At 66.5% G+C, this 18,254-nt stretch carries 13 protein-coding genes and 4 pseudogenes; 8 read left to right on the top strand and 9 right to left on the bottom strand.

What is annotated here, in order from left to right; all coding sequences use genetic code 11:
• Positions 1-80: 80 nt before the first annotated feature.
• Positions 81-968, bottom strand: a complete 888-nt coding sequence (locus OC184_RS09345; protein ID WP_265506935.1) for a LysR substrate-binding domain-containing protein — start codon at positions 966-968, stop codon at positions 81-83.
• A 147-nt stretch (positions 969-1,115) separates the two neighbouring features.
• Here OC184_RS09345 and OC184_RS09340 point away from each other — a divergent pair, with 147 nt between their 5' ends.
• Together OC184_RS09340 and OC184_RS09335 are read left to right on the top strand one after the other, a co-directional pair.
• Positions 1,116-2,354 carry an aromatic ring-hydroxylating oxygenase subunit alpha gene (locus OC184_RS09340; protein WP_265506934.1) on the top strand — a complete coding sequence of 413 codons (1,239 nt, stop codon included), beginning with the start codon at positions 1,116-1,118 and terminating at the stop codon, positions 2,352-2,354.
• Positions 2,355-2,361: 7 nt separating this feature from the next.
• Positions 2,362-3,438: a hybrid-cluster NAD(P)-dependent oxidoreductase gene (locus tag OC184_RS09335; protein WP_265506933.1), complete on the top strand. Its 1,077-nt coding sequence runs from the start codon at positions 2,362-2,364 to the stop codon at positions 3,436-3,438.
• 212 nt (positions 3,439-3,650) lie between these two features.
• Here the strand turns inward: OC184_RS09335 and nadA are convergent.
• A pseudogene (nadA, locus tag OC184_RS09330) lies at positions 3,651-4,167 on the bottom strand (quinolinate synthase NadA); the annotation flags it as partial.
• Positions 4,168-4,261: 94 nt separating this feature from the next.
• Here nadA and OC184_RS20705 point away from each other — a divergent pair.
• The 6 genes and pseudogenes from OC184_RS20705 to OC184_RS09315 all read left to right on the top strand — a co-directional run.
• Positions 4,262-4,387: pseudogene (locus tag OC184_RS20705) on the top strand (IS481 family transposase); the annotation flags it as partial.
• Positions 4,388-4,396: 9 nt separating this feature from the next.
• Positions 4,397-5,341, top strand: a pseudogene (locus OC184_RS09325) (IS5 family transposase); the annotation flags it as partial.
• 532 nt (positions 5,342-5,873) lie between these two features.
• Complete coding sequence (locus OC184_RS20470; RefSeq protein WP_378927228.1) at positions 5,874-6,470, top strand: transposase; 597 nt, start codon at positions 5,874-5,876, stop codon at positions 6,468-6,470.
• Positions 6,467-6,781, top strand: coding sequence for a transposase (locus OC184_RS20465; protein ID WP_378927226.1), 315 nt, complete (start codon positions 6,467-6,469; stop codon positions 6,779-6,781). The genes OC184_RS20470 and OC184_RS20465 overlap by 4 nt, the downstream gene beginning before the upstream one ends.
• Positions 6,757-7,209, top strand: a pseudogene (locus OC184_RS20460) (transposase). Before OC184_RS20465 ends, OC184_RS20460 begins: the two are co-directional and overlap by 25 nt.
• Positions 7,210-7,375: 166 nt before the next feature.
• Positions 7,376-7,969 carry a hypothetical protein gene (locus OC184_RS09315; RefSeq protein WP_265506932.1) on the top strand — a complete coding sequence of 198 codons (594 nt, stop codon included), beginning with the start codon at positions 7,376-7,378 and terminating at the stop codon, positions 7,967-7,969.
• Here OC184_RS09315 and opgC read toward each other — a convergent pair.
• From opgC to OC184_RS09280, 7 genes are all read right to left on the bottom strand, one after another.
• On the bottom strand, positions 7,966-9,132 hold the full coding sequence (gene opgC / locus OC184_RS09310) for an OpgC domain-containing protein (protein ID WP_265506931.1): 1,167 nt from the start codon (positions 9,130-9,132) through the stop codon (positions 7,966-7,968). The two genes, OC184_RS09315 and opgC, sit on opposite strands and share 4 nt — an antisense overlap.
• Positions 9,129-11,240: a glucans biosynthesis glucosyltransferase MdoH gene (gene mdoH, locus OC184_RS09305; RefSeq protein WP_265506930.1), complete on the bottom strand. Its 2,112-nt coding sequence runs from the start codon at positions 11,238-11,240 to the stop codon at positions 9,129-9,131. Before mdoH ends, opgC begins: the two co-directional genes overlap by 4 nt.
• Complete coding sequence (locus tag OC184_RS09300) at positions 11,237-12,793, bottom strand: glucan biosynthesis protein (RefSeq protein ID WP_265506929.1); 1,557 nt, start codon at positions 12,791-12,793, stop codon at positions 11,237-11,239. Before OC184_RS09300 ends, mdoH begins: the two co-directional genes overlap by 4 nt.
• Before the next feature lie 131 nt (positions 12,794-12,924).
• Positions 12,925-15,171, bottom strand: a complete 2,247-nt coding sequence (ptsP, locus tag OC184_RS09295) for a phosphoenolpyruvate--protein phosphotransferase (RefSeq protein WP_265506928.1) — start codon at positions 15,169-15,171, stop codon at positions 12,925-12,927.
• Between the two features lie 56 nt (positions 15,172-15,227).
• Entirely contained in the window at positions 15,228-16,484 is a 1,257-nt protein-coding gene (locus tag OC184_RS09290; RefSeq protein WP_265506927.1) for an aspartate kinase, read from the bottom strand.
• Positions 16,485-16,579: 95 nt separating this feature from the next.
• Positions 16,580-16,990, bottom strand: a complete 411-nt coding sequence (locus OC184_RS09285; RefSeq protein WP_265506926.1) for a DUF1178 family protein — start codon at positions 16,988-16,990, stop codon at positions 16,580-16,582.
• 13 nt (positions 16,991-17,003) lie between these two features.
• Positions 17,004-18,227: a 3-deoxy-D-manno-octulosonic acid transferase gene (locus OC184_RS09280; protein ID WP_265506925.1), complete on the bottom strand. Its 1,224-nt coding sequence runs from the start codon at positions 18,225-18,227 to the stop codon at positions 17,004-17,006.
• Between the last annotated feature and the right edge of the window lie 27 nt (positions 18,228-18,254).

The following is an 18,254-nucleotide window of genomic DNA, read 5'->3' as shown; positions in this document are numbered from 1 at the left end:
CCCAAAGGTGAATCAGAAGGCGAGCCCCTGCGCGGCGGCTGTCGGTCTGTTCGCTGGTCCTTCCCACCGACGGGCCTTCGTCAGGCCACACCACCCCCCTGAGCGACCAGCCAATCCGCAAGCAGCCGCGCATTTGCCGAGGGCCGGCCGTGGATGCGCAGATAGAACGGATAGGGCGAGGGCAGGGCGTCCGCCACCAGCGGGCAAAGCCGTTCGCTGCGCAGATGCGGGGCGATCAGCGCCTCCCATCCCAGCACCGCACCGATATTGTCCTCGGCCGCCTGCAGCGACACGAGATAGTTGTTCAGCGTGAAGCGCGGCCCGCGCGGCTCGGTCATGCCCAGACGCCGGAACCAGTCGGGCCATGTCGTCCATTCGGGTTCATCCGACCTGGTGTGGATCAGGGGCACCCGCGCCAGATCCTCCAGTGAATGGACCTGGTGGCGTGCCGCGAAGCCAGGCGTACCAAGCGCCAGGATACGGTCCCGCATCAGGACCACCGTCTCGTCTCGGATTTCGGCCGGGTCGCCATAGCGGATGCTGAGATCGACCCCCTCGGGCACCGGCCCGTCCTGCACCACCTGCGACAGCGCCACATCAGGGTGAAGCGCCAGAAAGCCCGCAAGCCGCGGCATCAGCCACAGCGTGCTGACCGCCGTGGTGGCCGCGATCGACACTCCGGACCGGACCGAACGATTGCGGATGCGCCCGACGCTTTCGGCGATTCCTTCCAGCCCGCGCTGCAGGGCGACAAAAAGAAGCGCGCCGGCCTCGGTCAGTTCGACCCCGCGATACTGGCGCAGGAACAGCGGCTGGCCCAGTTCCTCCTCCAGCGCCTTGATGCGGTGGCTGACGGCGGCAGGAGTCACGTTCAACTCTCCTGCCGCGCATTTGAAGCTCAGATGACGGGCAGCGACCTCGAAGCAGGCCAGGTCACCAAGCGGTGGAAGGTCGTAGGGCTTGGGCATGATGTCGCATCCGATGCATGAATTGTCGCACCCACGCGACAGCAGTCCTGAGATTACCTCCTCTAATGTCAGCTGAGAATTTCCCGCATTGTCAAGACACCGTCGCTTGGGCTTCGTGCGGAGAAACCCGCCCCTCAGGAGCCCGCCATGCCAGGCCATCCCCAGTCCTTGTCCGACCTTCTTGCGCAGCACAAACCCGGCCACGGTCTGCCGCAGGCGTTCTATACCTCTGCCGAGGTGTTCGAGCACGACATGGAGACGATCTTCTACCGTGAATGGTTGTTCGCCACGCCCGCAGCCGCGCTGGAGAAGAACGGCAGCTTCCGCCGCATGAAGATCGGCGCCTTCGACGTCATCATCCTGCGCGACAACAAGGGCGAGATCCGCGCCTTCCACAACTCATGCCGGCACCGAGGCTCGGTCATCTGCACCGCCGCGCAAGGCAAGGTGGCGAAGCTGACCTGCCCCTATCACCAGTGGACCTATGGCCTCGACGGCCAACTGGTCTGGGCCCGCGACATGGGCGAGGAGTTCGACCCCTCCCAGCACAGCCTAAAGACTGTGCACTGCCGCACGGTGGCGGGCCTCGTCTACATCTGCCTGGCCGACCAGGCGCCCGACTTCGACACCTTCGCCGGCACCGTCGCGCCCTATCTGGGCGTGCATGACCTGTCGGACGCCAAGATCGCCTTCCAGTCCACCATCGTCGAGAACGGCAACTGGAAGCTGGTCTGGGAAAACAACCGTGAGTGCTATCACTGCGCCGGCAACCATCCCGACCTCTGCCGCACCTATCCCGAGGACCCCTCGATCACCGGCGTCAGCCCCGACGGCACCTTCCCCGAGAAGGTCGAAAGCCACTTCAACCGCCTGGAAGGCGCCGGCGCGCCCTCGCGCTTCAGGATGGGCGAAGACGGGCAGTTCCGCGTCGCACGGATGCCGCTTCTGGACGGGGCCGAAAGCTATACCGTCAGTGGCAAGATTGCCGTCCAGAAGCGCCTGGGCCGGGTGCCCTTCCTCGATGCCGGCACGCTTTTGATGTTCCACTATCCGACGACCTGGAACCACTTCCTGACGGATCATTCGATCACCTTCCGCGTGACCCCGATCAGCCCGATGGAGACCGAGGTCCAGACCACCTGGCTGGTCCACAAGGACGCGGTCGAAGGCGTGGATTATGACCTGAAGAACCTGACCACGGTGTGGGAGCACACGAACGACGAGGATCGCCGCGTGGTCGAGCACAACCAGCAGGGCATCTGTTCGCCCGCCTACCAGCCGGGGCCGTATTCGCCCAAGCATGAGGATGGCGTGATCCAGTTCGTGAACTGGTACCTGGACCGGATGCGCAGCCGGCAGCCCGGCCTGTCCATGGCAGCGGAGTAAAGTACAGATGCTCGACGCCCAGCAACAGGCCGCAACGGCGCGGTGGACCGACGACGAACCCCTCGAATGCGTCTCGATCCTGCCGGAATCGCCCAATGTCGTAACGGTCTGCTTCCAGGCGCCGTCAGGCCGCCCGTTCGAGTTCCTGGCCGGCCAATTCCTCACCCTGGAACTGCCGGTGCCGGGCGGCCCGCTCTATCGCACCTACACGATCTCGTCCTCGCCCTCTCGGCCAAAATCGCTGACAATCACCATCAAGGCGCAGCCCGATTCAATCGGGACGCGCTGGATCATCGACAATGTCCGTCCCGGCACGCGGCTGAAGGTCAAGGGGCCGGCCGGGCGCTTCACCTCGACGCACTTTCCGGCAAAGAAATACCTGTTCATCTCGGCCGGGTCGGGGATCACCCCGATGATGTCTATGACGACCGAGATCTACGACTTGGGCCGGCACTGCGACATCGTCTTCGTGAACTGCGCGCAGCGCCCCTCCGAGATCATCTTCAAGCGCCGCCTGGAACACATGGCCACCCGGATCGAGGGGTTGGACCTGAAATGGGTGGTGCAAGAGGGAGACATCTACCAGCCCTGGACCGGCTACAAGGGCCGCTTCAACCAGCTGATGCTGGGCCTGATGGCACCCGACTATCTTGAACGAGAAGTCTTCTGCTGCGGTCCCGAAGGCTTCATGCAGGCCGTCTCCGAGGCGCTGGCGGGGCTGGGCTTCGACATGGCGCATTACCACCAGGAAAGCTTCGGCGCACCCGAGGCGGGGCAGCTGCCCGTGGTGGAAAGCGGCACCACCGAGGAGGCATTGGCCGAGACCGCGCAGCTGGTCTTTGCCGATTCGGGCATCACGCATGACTGCACCGCCGCCGACACGGTCCTGAACGCCGCCCGCGCCGCCGGCGTCGCCATTCCCTTCGGCTGCAGCATGGGGGTCTGCGGCAGCTGCCGTATCCGCAAGCTGTCGGGCGAGGTGCACATGGTCCATAACGGCGGCATCAGCGACGACGAGGTCGAGGAGGGCTATATCCTTGCCTGCTGCTCGAACCCTCGCGGCACTGTGACGCTCGAAGCCTGAGGCGCCGCGGCGTGGAACGTGACTGGTCGCGGTTGAAGATCGCGGCCGGGAGAGCGGGGCCCGGCCACAGGCCCCGCGCCATGCGGGCCAGCATCAGGCCTGCCGAAGCGAAGGCGACGCCTGCGTCATCCGCAGGCGGGGCCAAATCACCGGCGATGCCCTCATCCGCGTCGGCCTGCTGACGCGCAAGCCGGCGACATCTGGAGGTTAAGGCGTTGATGCACGACGCAGGCCCCGTCCCACCAGACGATCCGCTTCTTGGGCACGTGTGCGGCCACGTTCTGCGCCAGCCGCTTGGCTAGCGTCATGATGACCGAGTCCCCGGGCATCGCCGCTGATCTGCGCGGCATTTGACGAGGTGCAGCAGATGTCCCACGCCGCCTTCACCTCGGCGGTGGTGTTGACATAGCTGACGACGGGGGTGCCGCGATACCGGACGCGCGTCCGTGCAATGCCGTCTGCGGTGAAGCTTTTGGGCCAGCGAACAGCCGGCCTCCATGTCGGGCATCTGGACGGCCTTGGCCGGGTTCAGGATCTTCGAGATCTCGGCCGCAAAATGCACGCCGCGTCGCACGATAGTGTCGGCATCCACGCGCGTCGCCTCGATGGCGAGTTGAAGGCGGTCGCCCGCCAAGTCGGAAATACCGTAATAGATGTCGGGCGCCATTCAATTGTGCGCCAAACCAGCGCTCCGCGTTCCGCCTTCAGCCGGTTGATCGCAGCGACATAGGTATTCCATCCGGGATGATCACATAGACCCTCGCCGGACCACACTTTTCGTTGCAAGATCGATCCTGGGCGAGTTTTGGGACGGGAAGCGAGGATGCTAATCTCTCTTCACAAGCAGGCAACGACCACACCGAAGATCTGGGCCGCGATTCTGGCGAGCACGGAACCGGCCTGGAGGGTGACGGAGCGCTATGGCATCTCGGAGCAGACCGTCTGGAAGTGACGGAACCGGGCCAGCCTGATCCAGATCCTGTTCTCGGTGCGCTCCGAGCGGCAGTTGATGGAGCAGCTGCAGTACAACCTGCTGCTCCGCTGGTTCGTGGGGCTGGGCATCGATGATGCGGCCTGGGTGCCGACGGTTTTCACGAAAAACCGCGACCGGCTGCTGACCACGGAGATGTCGCGCAAGGTGATGGCGGCGATCCTGGCGCACCGTGAAGTCGCGCCGCTTTTGTCGGACGATCACTTCTCGGTCGATGGCACGCTGGTCAAGGCTTGGGCGTCGATGAAGAGCTTTCAGCCGAAGCCCGACGTCACCCCGCCCGATGGCGATGGGCCGGGCGATCCACCCGCACCAGACGCCACCCCCGAGAATGCGCCCGAAGAGACCCAAGCCGCGACCGCCCCGATGCCCCACAACAACCGCCGCAACCGCAACAACGAGGTCGAGGTCCGCGGCGCGAGAAGCGCACCAACGCGACCCATGCCTCGACCAGCGACCCAGAGGCCCGGCTTTACAAGAAGTCGCCCGGCACTGGCGCGATGGCGTGCTTCATGGGCCATACCTTGATGGAAAACCGGCACGGGTCGATCGTTCAAAACGACGGCCAGGCAGAGCGCGAGGCAGCGCTGGACATGATCCAGCGCCATACCCCCGGATCAACCCCTTGTCTGACCCTCGGGGCAGACAAGGGGTTCGACGCGGCCGAGTTCGTGGCCGATCTGCGGCAGGCCTGCGTGACCCCGCATGTCGCGCAGAAATCGCGGCACTCAGCGATCGATGGACGAACCACCCGGCACGACGGCTATGCGCTTTTCGTGAAGCGCCGCAAGCGGATCGAAGAGGCTTTTGGTTAGGCCAAGACTGTCGGCGGCATGGCCCAGACCGTCTGTCGCGCCGTCAAGCGGGGTGCGTTTCCGCTTCATCCTGACAATGGCCGCCAACGACCTCGCCGGCCCCGGCTGTTGGCAGCATGAGCCCGCTATCGGGCTCGGGGAGCGCGTCTCACGCGTGGAGACGACCCGAACAACACTGACGTCCGCCGGTCCGAACAACACGGAAGCCGTTCCAACGCGTCGACACGAACGGTGGGCTGCTAGACCATATTGCGGTTTTCCCGCTTCAGGATGACTCTGTGGCTCGATCTGTGGTTCCCTGGCTGCATGACAGGTGAAGGGATGATACGGGCAGACCGCGTCCCATGGCATTCCGACAGCGCGTCGTGACGTTTGTGGAAAAAGGGAGCTCGTACCGTCCAGCCGCTGCGCGGTTCCGGGTTTTGGTGAAGTTCGTCAACGACATGGTGATCCAGAAGCGCGAGACGGGCAGGTTGGCCCCGCCTGTCCAAGGCCATGGCGGTGGTCATGGAAAATTGGTTGGTGTGGGAGACCGGATCACCGCGCGAATGAAGGCGAAGCCCGATGGAGAGTGTCAGATTTTCTGTGTATGAGTGATCTGGTTCATGCTTCTTCGACAGGAAGCATGCATGACGATCTCCAAGGAACTGCTGGACGAATTGCTGAAGGGCGTAGAGCGCCCTGAGGACCTGCTCGGCGATGCCGGGCTGATGAAAGAGCTGAAGATCAGGCTCATGGAGCGGATGCTGGGGGCCGAGTTGACGGCGCATCTGGGCTATGAAGAGGGCAAAGAAGCTCCATGGGGCCAAGGCAGCCGCCGGAATGGCACTTCGACGAAGGTGCTGAAGGGGCGGGACGGCGAGATGCCGCTGGCTGTGCCCCGCGACCGCGACAGCAGCTTTGGGCCCGGGCTGGTGAAGAAGGGCCAGACCGGGATTGACGGGATGGATGACAAGAGTTCGCCATGCAGGCCGCCACCGAGGCCCATGGCGGACGGGCTCTATGCTGCCGGGCTGACGGTGCGGGACATCCAGGCGCATCTGCTCGATCTCTATGGTCTGAAGATGTCGCCTGACCTGATTAGCCGCGTCACCGATGCGGTCCTGGACGAGGTTCGGGAACGGCAGAGCCGGGCGCTGGAGCGGATGTATCCGATCCGCCGTCGGGAAAATGGGGCCCCGCCCCCATTTCCTGATCCTCCTCCATCTTCGACGCGCTGCGGGTGAAGGTCCGCGACGCAGACAGCCGAACGGTGAAGAACAAGGCCGTGTATGTCGCCCTCGGCGTCACCCGAGACGGCCTGCGCGAGGTTCTGGGCCTGTGGATTGCCGAGAACGAAGGCGCCAAATTCTGGCTGTCGGTGATGAACGAGCTGAAGAACAGGGGCGTCCAGGACATCCTGATCACGGTTGTGAACGGGCTGAAGGGCTTCCCCGAGGCTATCACCGCCGCCTTCCCGCCTGCCATGGTCCTCGCCATGGTCACTCGGACCAGTGGCGTTTCCATGGCTCGATGCATCTGGCGCGCCACAGCCTGAACTTCTGCTCCTGGAAGGACCGCAAGGCTGTGGCCGCCGACCTGCGCCGGATTTACGGCGCCCCGACCGCCGACATGGCCGCCGCCGAACTCGAAGATTTCGAGGAGAAATGGGCCGGGAAATACGCGTCTATCGCTCCGGCGTGGCGTCGAGCTTGGGCGAGGTGATCCCGTTCTTCGCCTTCGATCCGGCGATCCGGCGATCCGGCGATCCGCAAGATCATCTACACCACCAATGCTATGGAAAGTTTGAACCGGGTGATCCGGAAATCGATCAAGACCCGTGGGTCATTCCCGACAGACGAGGCGGCGACCAAGCTGATCTACCTGACCATCCGAAACTACGAGAAGGACGGCCGGAATGTCCGCGAGTGGTTTGCAGTCCGCAATCAGTTCGCCATAACGTTTAGCGAACGCTTCGACGCTTGAGTGTCCCAAACCGCATGGACCGGGCCGGATACACAAAGTTCAGGACACTCTCCGGATCGACCCCGAACGACCTGATGGGCGAACTTGCAGATCATCACGGCATCGCCATTCACCGTGTCTCGGTTCGGCGGTTTTTGCGCGGCCTCGGGCTGACCCACAAAGGGACTTGCAAGCCCTCAAGCAGAAGCGGCCCGAGATCCGGCAGGCACGCCATATCTGGATCACAGGACGCCAACCGTTCATGCGCAGCGCGTTGACGCGCCTCGGCTTCATCGACGAGACGTCGCCGAAGACGAACATGGCCAGGACCACCGGATGGCCATCCAAAAGGCGCGCCTTGTCGACCATGCGACCTTCGGCCACTGCAACACCCGGACCTTCATCGCCGCCCTGCGCCATCACCGGCTGGACGCGCCCTGGGGTGCTCGACGGTGCAATGAACCGCGAACTGTACGAGTTCCATGGCGAAACCCGACCGGCCGTGGCGACCATGAGCGCCGTCGGCGCGTGGTTCTTGGTCTTGCCTCCCTACAGCCCGGATCTGAACCCAATCGAGATCATTCTGGCGTTCACTCGGACCAACGGCGTCCACGCACTCACATTTGCAAAGCTCAAGGCCCTGATCCGAAGAGCCGCCTCGCGAACCTGCGAGGCTCTCTGGTACGCTGACCGGCAGGGCTGCGATCCTTTCAGCGATGAGGACTGCTGCGATCCTCCAGAGCCGCCGGATATGAAGCCGCTCAGATGCAATGCGCTCTAAGGTGTGGGCCGGCCCCCAGCAAGTTTCGTCTGCTGCCGCGCGGCCTGACGGTCCTTGCGCGCCCGCTGCCACGGGGCACCGTAGTCCAGCCACAGCGCCGACACCCACCAGAGGGCGAGGCAGGCCCATAGATCGACCGCCAGCCGCTGCCACGTCGGCTGGTCGGGCGGCGTCATCTGGAACGCATCGCCCAGCACCGACAGCAGCGCGCAGGCGATGAAGGACCACAGGCCGCCGCGCCCGATCTGCTGCATGGCGATGCCGGGGCGGCTGGCCGCCAGCCACTGCATGACGCCCGCCAGCGGGACCGAGACCAGCCAGGCCGCCGCCATGATCGCCAGATAGCGCGTGCCGTCCAGGTTCCACTTGTCGATCTCTCCATAGACCGACTTTAGCGCCTCGCGCAGGGCCAGGGCAGGCTCTCCGATGCGGGCGCCGATGACGATGGCGCAGCCGAAGGCGAACATGCCAAGTGCCAGCACCGTCAGCAGATGCCGCCACGGCCACAGCCGCGTCATCAGCTGCGGACGGAACGCGCCCATCGCGGCGCCGGTGAAGAACAGCATCTGCCAGCCGAACGGGTTGAACAGGAAGCCGCCTGCCGAGCGGTGGTTCGGGATCAGCGCGTTCAGCTGCGGCGCATGCCACCACAGCAGGACCGACCCCACTGCGGCGACCAGCGGCCAGCGCAGCATCAGCGGCATCACGACCACGGCAGATGCGATCAGCACGACATAGACGGCCAGGACGTCGATGATGTTCGGCTGCAGCCAGAAGGTGCCGACTGTCGCCATGAAGCCCAGGGGGTTCGACAGGATCCATACAGCATACTGGTTCCAGATCGCCGTGTGCGGACGCCCGCTGGCCCACAATGCCGCCGATAGCAGCGCCACCAGTACCGCGCCGATGATCATGGCGCGCCACACCTCGAAGGCGCGTCGCGCGAAGCGGGCCTGAGCCGCGCGACGGCCGCTGCGCGCCTCGACGCTGCGCCAGACCATGCCGACCAGGAACCCCGACAGCAGCACGAACAATTCGGAGGCGTCGAAGATAGAAAAATTGGGAAGCGTGATCCCCCGCATGACCGAGATCGGCATGTGGTTGACCATGATGCTGAGCAGCGCGTAGCCGCGCAGCATATCCAGCGCGATAAGTCGGTTCATTCGGGCAGTCTGCTCCAGCGGGTCAGCAGCTGCGGGTCCAGCAGCATCGCGTCGGTTTCAGCGCGGTCGAGGAATTCCAGCGCTTCGCTGCGCGTGGCCGCGTGGCCGATCTTGGCCGCGGCCGTCACGCGCGCCAGGCGCAGCGCCAGCGGCAGGTCGTTGGGCAGGGGCGCCAGCATCCGCATGTGGCGGTCCAGCGCCGCAGGGTCGCTGCCAAGGCGCAGCAGGCCCGCACGGCCGCCGACGGGGTGCGGCAGGCTGCGGGCGATGGCCGCGGCCTCGGTCAGGATGGCGGGGGGCGTCCGCTCCTCGGGGGTGACCAGTAGGCCGCGCAGCCTGGCCCAACGCCCGAAGACAGGGCTTGCCGACAGGCGCGAGGTCAGCGGTGACAGGATCAAGCCCGCCAGAATCGGCGACAGCCAGATCAGCTGCGCGGGCGAGAACGTCGTCAGCACGACCAGCGTCAGCACGCCCAGGGCGACATGCGCCCAGTGGTGGCGCAGCACCGTGCCCCAAGGCGGCATCCGGCCGGCGCGGGTCTGCGCGTCCCAGCCACTGTCGCGGCCCGACAGGATCTCGAAGATCTGGCGCGTCTGGACCAGCATCTGCACCGGGGCGATCAGCGCCGAGAGGACGGTCTCGAACAGGGCGCTGGCGAAGATCCGCACGCGGCCGCCGCTGTTGGCCGCCAGCGGGCGCATCCAGGCGCGGAATGTGGCGATGAACTTGGGCAGCAGCAGCAGTGTCATGGCGGCCACGAACAGCCACAGCATCCGGCGGCTGTCGAAGACCGGCCATTCGGGAAACAGCTGGTAGGCGTTCGGGAAGTATTCGGGCGTTGACAGCAGCACCGTCGCCGACAGCACGAGGCCCACCAGGATCAGCGCCAGCCACAGCGGGCTCATCAGGAAGCCCATGATGCCAATGATGAAATGCGCCCGGCTGACGCCGCGCAGACCGCGGATGCCCAGCAGGCGGCCGTGCTGCAGGTTGCCCTGTGCCCAACGCCGTTCGCGGGCGGCCATGTCCAGAAGCGTGGGCGGGCACCCCTCGAAGCTGCCGCGCAGGTCGTGGTCCAGCCGGACGCCCCAGCCCGCGCGGCAGAGCGCCGCCGCCTCGACGAAGTCGTGGCTGAGGATCGTGCCGCCAAAGGGCGGCTGTCCCGCCAGGCGGGGCAGTCCGCAGGCCTGTGCGAAGGCCTCGACCCTGATGATCGCGTTGTGGCCCCAATAGTTGCCGGTGCTGCCCGACCAGGCCGAGACGCCGCGCGCGATCATTGGGCCATAGACGCGGCTGGCGAACTGGGTCAGGCGGGCAAAGATCGTGTCTCCGCCGACCAGCATCGGGATGGTCTGGATCAGGCCAAGGCGGGGCTCCGCCGCCATGCGGGCCGACAGGGCGCGCACCGTCTCTCCGGACATGACGCTGTCGGCATCCAGCACGACCATCTGGTCGTAGCGACCGCCCCAGTGGCGCAGGAACTGGGCGATGTTGCCGGACTTGCGATCCTCGTTCGTCAAGCGGCGGCGATACCAGATGGTCAGCGGCGACAGGTCGCGCGCCTGATGGATCACCTGCGTCTCGGCGATGGCGATGGCCGGATCGCGGGTGTCGGACAGAACGAAGATCTCGGATCGATCGGCCATGCCGGCCGCCGCCATCTCGCGCGACAGCGCCACCAGAAGGCCGGTGCTGACGGCGACATCCTCGTGATAGATCGGCATGACCACGACGACGCGGGCGTGGTTCGGCCCGTCGGGCGTCAGCAGGCGCGGCGCCAGAAAGCCCGCCAGCACGCTGCAAAAGGAAAATCCGACCCAGGCGAAGGTCGGGACGAACAGGACCAGCAGCGCGATCTGCATCGCCGTCGGATCGGTGCCGAAGGCCGCCAGCATCTGCCAGAAGCCGGTCACGGCCAGGGCCGCCGTGCCGCCGAAGGCGACGAGCCGCGCCATCCAGACGCGCATGTTGTCGTTCCGGCGCCCCGGACCACCCTCGGGCGCACGGCCGAAATCCTGCACCGGCATCGCCAGCGGCGCCGGCGGAGGCACGATCGGCAAGTCGGCTTCGACGCGCAGGGCCTGCGCCATGTCCAGGACGGTGGTCATGCCGTCCAGCGCGTCAGCCAGGTCTCGCTGAGGGCGAGGCCGTCCGGATCGGTCAGCACGGCCTGAAGCTCGGCCAGCTTGGTGTTCCCCGGCTCGAACTCGAAGGCCAGGCGCAGGGCGTTCTGGTCCGGAAGGGGCTTGATGTAGGAATGGACGATCCGGCCCTCGGAGGTGCTGACCTGGAAGTTCGGCAGCGTCTCTCGGAACATCCCGAGGTCGAAGTCGATGATGTAGCTGCGCGTCGTCTCGACGTTGATGGACCGGCCGGACCGGACCTGGCGCACCTTGGCCAGTGGCAGGTCGCTCGGCGGCAGCGCCGCGAAGCTGAGGCGATAGCTGAATTCCCGCCGTTCGCCGCGCGTCAGCACGTCCTTCGGGACCCAATAGCTGACGATGTTGTCGTTGAACTCGTTCTCGACCGGGATCTCGACCAGGCGGACCTCTCCGGCGCCCCAGTCGCCCTCGGGCTCGATCCAAGCCGACGGGCGCAGATGGTACATCGCCTCGGCGTCCTGATAGCTCTCGAAATCGCGTGCCCGCTGGATCAGGCCAAAGCCTTTCGGGTCGCGGTCCATGAAGCTGGAGATCTGCAGGTTTCGCGGCGACATCAGGCCCCGCCACAGGCTCTGCCCCGCACCGGTATGCATCTGCAGCCCGTCGCTGTCGTGGCAGGCGGGGCGGTAATCATCGACGGCGCGGCGCGAGGCCGGGCTGAACCAGAACATCGATGTCAGGGGCGCAAGGCCCGTTTCCCGCAGATCGACGCGTGGGAACAGCGCCAGACGCGTGCGGACCATGGTCACCGCGCCGGGCGTGACGTCGAACTGGAAGGCCGCCGCGACGGACTTGCTGTCAAGGATCGCGTGGATGCGGACGGTATCGGCACCGGGTTCGGGTTCGTGCACCCAGAAATCGGTGAACAGCGGGAATTCCTCCCCATCGGGGCTGCCGGTCTTGATGGCAAGGCCACGCGCCGACAGGCCATAGAGCGTGCCGCGCGCGACGGCGCGGAAATAGCTGGCGCCCTGGAAGACCAGGAACTCGTCCATGACGCCGGGGCGGTTCAGGAAGGTGCGGACGCGAAAGCCCGACCAGCCCATGTTGCCGATGGTCCGAAGGTCGGGGCCGTCAGGGAAGTGCGACGGGTCGAAGTCCAGCAGCGCCGGGTCGAAGGGGATCGGCCGCGCGATGCCGTCTCGCACCAGGTTGATCTGCACCGGCTCATAGAAGATGCTGCCGGGCGACAGCAGGTCGATGCCGAAATCCTTGCTGGCAGCCCAAGGGTCGCGGTCGCGGCGGAAGCGGATTGCCCGATACTGGTCATAGTTCAGGTCGGCGAAGCTTCCGACAAGCTCCGAGACAGGCTGGACATAGACTTGGGTCGCCCGCTCGGCCGCCAGTGCGGCCACCTGCTCGAAGCCGAAGGGTTCAGGCATCGGCGGGCCGAAGCCCTCGGGCTGTGGGGCGGGGGTTTGTGCATTGGCCGGGACCGCCGCAAGCGCTCCACCGGCGGCCAATGCAGTGGCAGCATTGAGAAATTGACGACGCTTCATGTCCGGAGATGTCTCGAGAAAATCCTGTGGAATATACGCGGGCCGCCGCGATGCAGCAAGCGCGCTCACCAACACGTCAGCTTATCGGCCAATATCGGCCGGGCGGGCAAGCGCCGATGCGCGACAAATGCCTATTGTCTTGCCAGCCAGGCAGTCACCGGACCCCGAACCGAGGTCAGGCCCTGCGCCTCGGCCTCGTCGATGACCGCGCGCAGTTCGGACAGCGACACGCGGCGGATCAGGTGCTTGACTGGCCCGATCGACGCGGGCCTCATCGACAGCCGCCGGATGCCGAGGGCCGCGAAGACCAGTGCCTCGATCGGCCGCCCGGCATCCTCGCCGCAGAAGGACAGCGGCACGCGCGCCTCCTCGCAGCGCGCGATGATCTGGCGGAGCATCGCCAGGAACGCCACGTTCAGCGTGTCATAGCGGCGGCGGACGCGTTCGTTCTCCCGGTCGGCGGCGAAGAAGAACTGCTTCAGGTCGTTGCCGCCGATCGACACGAAGTCGCACATCTCGAAGAAGCGCTTGGGGGCGAAGGCCAGTGACGGCGTCTCCAGCATGGCGCCGACGCGGATGTCGCTTGGCATGGGGTGGCCAAGACGCTGTTCGCGCGACAGCTCTTGCATCAGGATGCGGTGGGCATCCTGATATTCGCCGATCTCGGCGATGAAGGGGAACATGACGTGCAGCGGCCGGCCGACCGATGCCCGGATCAGCGCCTGCAGCTGCATCCGCAACACGCCGCGCTTGTCCAGACCCACACGGATCGCGCGCCATCCCATCGCCGGGTTCGGTTCGTCCTGGGGCTTCATGTAGGGCAGGACCTTGTCCGAGCCGATGTCCAGCGTTCGGAAGATCACCGGCTTGCCATGGGCGTTGTCCATGACGCGGGCATATAGCCCCGCAAGCTCGGCCCGGCGGGGGACGTGGCTGCGGATCAGGAATTGCAGCTCGGTCCGGAAGAGGCCGACGCCCTCGGCCCCTGATCCGTCCAGCGAAGGCAGGTCGGCCATCAGCCCGGCGTTCATGTAGAGCTGCACCGTCGCGCCGCAGGTCGCGGTGGCTGGCAGGTTGCGCAGGCTGGCATAGCGGTCCTGCGCCTCGGCCTGCATGGCGATCTTGTCGAGGAAGGCTTTGGCGACGGCCTCCTCGGGGCGCAGGTGGACGACGCCCTGATCGCCATCGACCAGGATCGCGTCGCCGTTCAACGCCTCGGCCGTGATGCGGGTCGCATGGATCACCAGCGGAATCGCCAGCGCCCGCGCGACGATGGCGGCATGGCTGCCGACGGACCCTTCCTCGAGCACCACGCCCTTCAGGCGCCGGCCGTATTCCAGAAGCTCGGCCGGGCCGATGTTGCGCGCGACCAGGATCGGATCGTCGGGCATCGCGGCCCCGGTGTCGATGCCCTGGCCGGTCAGGATGCGCAGCAGGCGGTTCGACAGGTCGTCCAGGTCGTGCAGGCGGTCGCGCAGATAGGGATCGGCGGCCATCTCCAGCCGGGCGCGGGCGGCGGACTGTTCCTTCTCGACCGCAGCCTCGGCCGAAAGGCCAAGACGGATGTCCTCCTCCATGCGCTTCAGCCAGCTGCGCGAGTGGGCGAACATGCGATAGGTTTCCAGGACCGCCGCGTGTTCGCCCTCGCCGTCCATGTCGGCGGCGGCGACCATCGTGTCGACGGTGCTGCGCAGCCTGTCCACGCCATCGTGAAGCCGCGCTAGTTCCTTGTCGGGATCGTCGCCGACAGGGTTGGCGACGACCACGCGCGGCTCGTGCAGCCAGACGCGGCCCTGCGCGGCGCCTTCCTGGCCGGTGGCTCCACGAATCATCAAGGGGAAGCGGTGCGCGGGGGGCATGCTGTCGGACTGGCTGCCCTGGAAGGCGCCCAGCTCGGTCATCTCGGCCAAGACCATCGCGACGACCTCGAGGCCATAGACCTCGTCGTCGGTGAACTGCCGCGCGGCGGCGCATTGCACGACCAGCACGCCCAGACGTTCGCCAACCCGCTGGATCGGCACGCCCAGGAAGGCAGGAAAGACCTCTTCCCCCGTCTCGGGCATGAAGCGGAAGCCGGGCGAGGATGGCGCATCGGCGGTGTTCACGTGGCGGCCGGTGCGGGCCACGCGGCCCACCAATCCCTCGCCAAGGCGCAGCCGCGTCTGGTGGACGGCCTCGGGGCGCAGGCCCTCGGTCGCGCACAGCTCCAGCGTGTCGGCATCGCGGAAGAGGTAGATCGAGCAGACCTCGGTCCCCATCGAATCGGCGATGTGGTGGGTGATCTGGTCAAGCCGGTCCTGGCCTCCGCCAGCGGCGGCCAGGATCTCCTTCAGCCGCCGCAGCAGCTTGCGAGAGTCGCTATCGGTGCGATCCTGCATCGCCTGCCCGCCTTCTGACCTTGCCTCGCCCCCTTCAGGGACCGGACCGGAAGGGCTTACGCCTTTTCCAGCTCGAAGGCATCATGCAGCGCCTGCACGGCCAATTCCATGTATTTCCTGTCGATCAGCACCGAAATCTTGATCTCGGATGTGGCGATGACCTTGATGTTGACGTTCTCGTCCGCCAGCGCCTTGAACATGCGGGCCGCGACGCCGGTGTGGCTGCGCATGCCGATACCGACGACGCTGACCTTGGCGACCTCGGTGTCCACGACCAACTCGTCATAGGCGATGTGCCCGGCCTGGCGCGCATCCTCCATGGCCCGCTTGGCGCGTTCCACCTGGTTGATCGGCACCGAGAAGGTCATGTCGGTCACCGAACCCGGATGATCCTCATAGTCCTTCTCGGAGATGTTCTGGACGATCATGTCCACGTTCACGCCAGCATCCGCCAGCGGCGCGAAGATCGCGGCCGAGATGCCGGGCCGGTCCTCGACCGTCACCAGCGTGATCTTGGCCTCGTCGCGCGAAGAGGCGACGCCGTTGACGACTTTCGATTCCATGATTTCATCCTCATCGCAGATCAGCGTGCCCGAGTTCTGGTCGGTATCCTCGAACGAGGATAGCACCCGCAGCCGCACCTTGTATCGCATCGCCAGCTCCACGGACCGGGTCTGCAGCACCTTCGCGCCAAGCGAAGCCAGCTCCAGCATCTCCTCGAAGGCGATGCGGTCCAGCTTGCGGGCGCGCGAGGTGATGCGCGGGTCGGTGGTATAGACGCCGTCCACGTCGGTATAGATGTCGCAGCGTTCCGCGCCGAAAGCTGCGGCGAAGGCCACGGCGGTGGTATCGGACCCGCCACGGCCGAGCGTCGTGATCCGGCCTTCCGGCGAAAGGCCTTGGAAGCCCGCGACCACCGCCACCTTGAAGCCTTCGGCGAATTTCTGGTCGATGTTCTTCCTGGGAATGTCCACGAAGCGCGCGGCCGAATAGGCGGCGGTGGTGTTGATCGGAACCTGCCAGCCCTGCCAACTGCGCGCGGGTACGCCCATTTCCTGGAGCGTCAGCGCCATCAGGCCGGCGGTCACGTTCTCGCCGGAACTGACGACCGCGTCGTATTCGCGCGCGTCGAACAGCGGAGAGGTCTGTTCGACCCATCCCACCAGTTCGTTCGTCTTGCCGGACATGGCGCTGACGATGACGATGACGTCATAGCCGCGCTCGACCTCGCGCTGCACCTTCAGGGCGGCGTTCTTGATCCGGTCGGGATCGGCGACCGAGGTCCCGCCGAATTTCATCACCAGAAGCGGCATCACGGGCCTCCAGCCAGGGGTTTGGTGTCGGCGGGGCTTCTATGGGCTGCCGCGTCAAAGAGCAAGAGGCCGCAACGGCTTGCGCGCGGTCGGGCTCAGTTGGCTTGGCGGCGGGGGATGAAGGGCAGGGGGGCGATGGGGACGCCATCCTCGATCAGCTTGCGGGCCTCGTCGGGGCGGGCCTCGCCGTGAATGGCGCGGGCCGGGCGGTCGCCGTCATGCATGGCGCGCGCCTCCTCGGCGAAGCGCAGGCCGACATAGTCCGAATTCTCCTCGACCTTGCGGCGCAGTGCCTCCAGCGCGGCCTCGGCCTTGTTGCGCGGGGTGGTCAGGAGGGCGCGCTTCTCGGTCACGGCAGGTGCCATCAGGGCGCGATCGACCTTGGCCGACCCGCATTCCGCACAGGTGACCTGACCCGCATCGCGCATCGTCTCGAACCCGCCGGACGAGCGGAACCAGCCGTCGAAGTCATGTCCCTGTTCGCAGCGCAAGGCATAGCGGATCATCGAAACGCTCCTGTCATCTGCCCTTCATATCGGGCCTGGCGCGGCCCTGCGCAAGATCGTCCAGGCGGGCGACCAGCGCCGCCGGATCGCCCGCGCGCGCCTGCAGCACCTCGCGGGCCTGCCGGCCCATGTCGCGCGCCAGCGTCGGTTTGTCGATCAGCCGGGCCAGCGCGTCCGCGAGCGTATCGGCACTGACCGCCTGCGCCGCGCCCGCCGCCTGAAGCGCATCGAAAGCCTCGATGAAATTGCCGTGATGCGGGCCGCGCAGCAGAGCGCAGCGCCGGGCCGCAGGCTCCCACGGGGTATGGCCGCCATGATCGGTGAGGCTGCCGCCCACCAGGCAGATCCCGGCATCGGCATACCAGCGCGGCATCTCGCCCAGTGTGTCGGCCAGAAGGACCGCGCCATCCGCGGCGCCGGCGGCACCTTGGCTGCGGCGCGCGAAGGACAGGCCGCGGGCGGCGATCAGCGCCGCGATCGCCTCGGCGCGCTGCGGATGGCGGGGCGCAATGATCAGGCGCAGGTCGGGGTGCTTTCCGCGCAGATGCGCGAAGGCGTCGAGGATCGGCGCATCCTCGCCCTCGTGGGTCGAGGCCGCCAGGATGGTCCGGTCGCGCAGCGGGTCGTCGTCGGGCGCCAGTTCGGCGGCAGGCGCCAGCAGCTTCAGATCCAGCCTCGGCAGCAGGGCCCGCGCCGGAAGGCCCAGGGTCAGCAGCCGCGCCTCGCTGGCCTGATCCTGCGCCGACAGCGCGTCAATGCGGCCCAGCATCGGCCCGATGACGCCAGGCAGCCGGCCCCATGTCCCGGCAGAGCGTTCGGACATCCGCGCCCCGATCATCGCCTGTGCCACGCCGCGTTCGGCCAGCCTGCGCGACCGAAGCGGCCAGTATTCGCCCTCGACGGTCAGGGCCAGCTGCGGCTCGGTCGCGGCCAGGAAGCGGTCCAGAGCGCCCGGCAGGTCCAGGGGTGCCAGTCGCGCGGGCAGTCCCCAGCTTTGCGCCAGCGCGCGCCCCGTCTCGCTGTTGGTGGTGACCTGCAGGGGGTGGCGGGCCGCCAGCGCCTCGACGACCACGCGGGCCGAGGTCAGCTCGCCCACGGACGCGGCATGCAGCCAGATCCGTGCACGTCCGGGCCGGTCGCCGCGCACCAGCCGTTCGCTCAGCGCCGCCGAACCCCCCAATCGCGCGCGACAACGCAGCGCGGCCTCGGCAAGGCGGGTCGTGGCTTCATAGAGCATGCGGAAGACACCCTCGCATCGGTTTGT

The sequence above is a fragment of the Paracoccus rhizosphaerae genome (genome assembly GCF_026162645.1).
GTDB classification, from domain to species: domain Bacteria; phylum Pseudomonadota; class Alphaproteobacteria; order Rhodobacterales; family Rhodobacteraceae; genus Paracoccus; species Paracoccus rhizosphaerae.
Note: the sequence above shows the minus strand (reverse complement) of the source record. Positions and strands in the feature narration are given on the sequence as shown.

Bases quoted from the DNA above. Each gene is read 5' to 3' on its own strand.
- OC184_RS09345 (WP_265506935.1), bottom strand. From the start codon at position 968: ATGCCCAAGCCCTACGACCTTCCACCGCTTGGTGACCTGGCCTGCTTC.
- OC184_RS09340 (WP_265506934.1), top strand. From the start codon at position 1,116: ATGCCAGGCCATCCCCAGTCCTTGTCCGACCTTCTTGCGCAGCACAAA.
- OC184_RS09335 (WP_265506933.1), top strand. From the start codon at position 2,362: ATGCTCGACGCCCAGCAACAGGCCGCAACGGCGCGGTGGACCGACGAC.
- OC184_RS20470 (WP_378927228.1), top strand. From the start codon at position 5,874: ATGACGATCTCCAAGGAACTGCTGGACGAATTGCTGAAGGGCGTAGAG.
- opgC (WP_265506931.1), bottom strand. From the start codon at position 9,132: ATGAACCGACTTATCGCGCTGGATATGCTGCGCGGCTACGCGCTGCTC.
- mdoH (WP_265506930.1), bottom strand. From the start codon at position 11,240: ATGACCACCGTCCTGGACATGGCGCAGGCCCTGCGCGTCGAAGCCGAC.
- OC184_RS09300 (WP_265506929.1), bottom strand. From the start codon at position 12,793: ATGAAGCGTCGTCAATTTCTCAATGCTGCCACTGCATTGGCCGCCGGT.
- ptsP (WP_265506928.1), bottom strand. From the start codon at position 15,171: ATGCAGGATCGCACCGATAGCGACTCTCGCAAGCTGCTGCGGCGGCTG.
- OC184_RS09290 (WP_265506927.1), bottom strand. From the start codon at position 16,484: ATGCCGCTTCTGGTGATGAAATTCGGCGGGACCTCGGTCGCCGATCCC.
- OC184_RS09285 (WP_265506926.1), bottom strand. From the start codon at position 16,990: ATGATCCGCTATGCCTTGCGCTGCGAACAGGGACATGACTTCGACGGC.
- OC184_RS09280 (WP_265506925.1), bottom strand. From the start codon at position 18,227: ATGCTCTATGAAGCCACGACCCGCCTTGCCGAGGCCGCGCTGCGTTGT.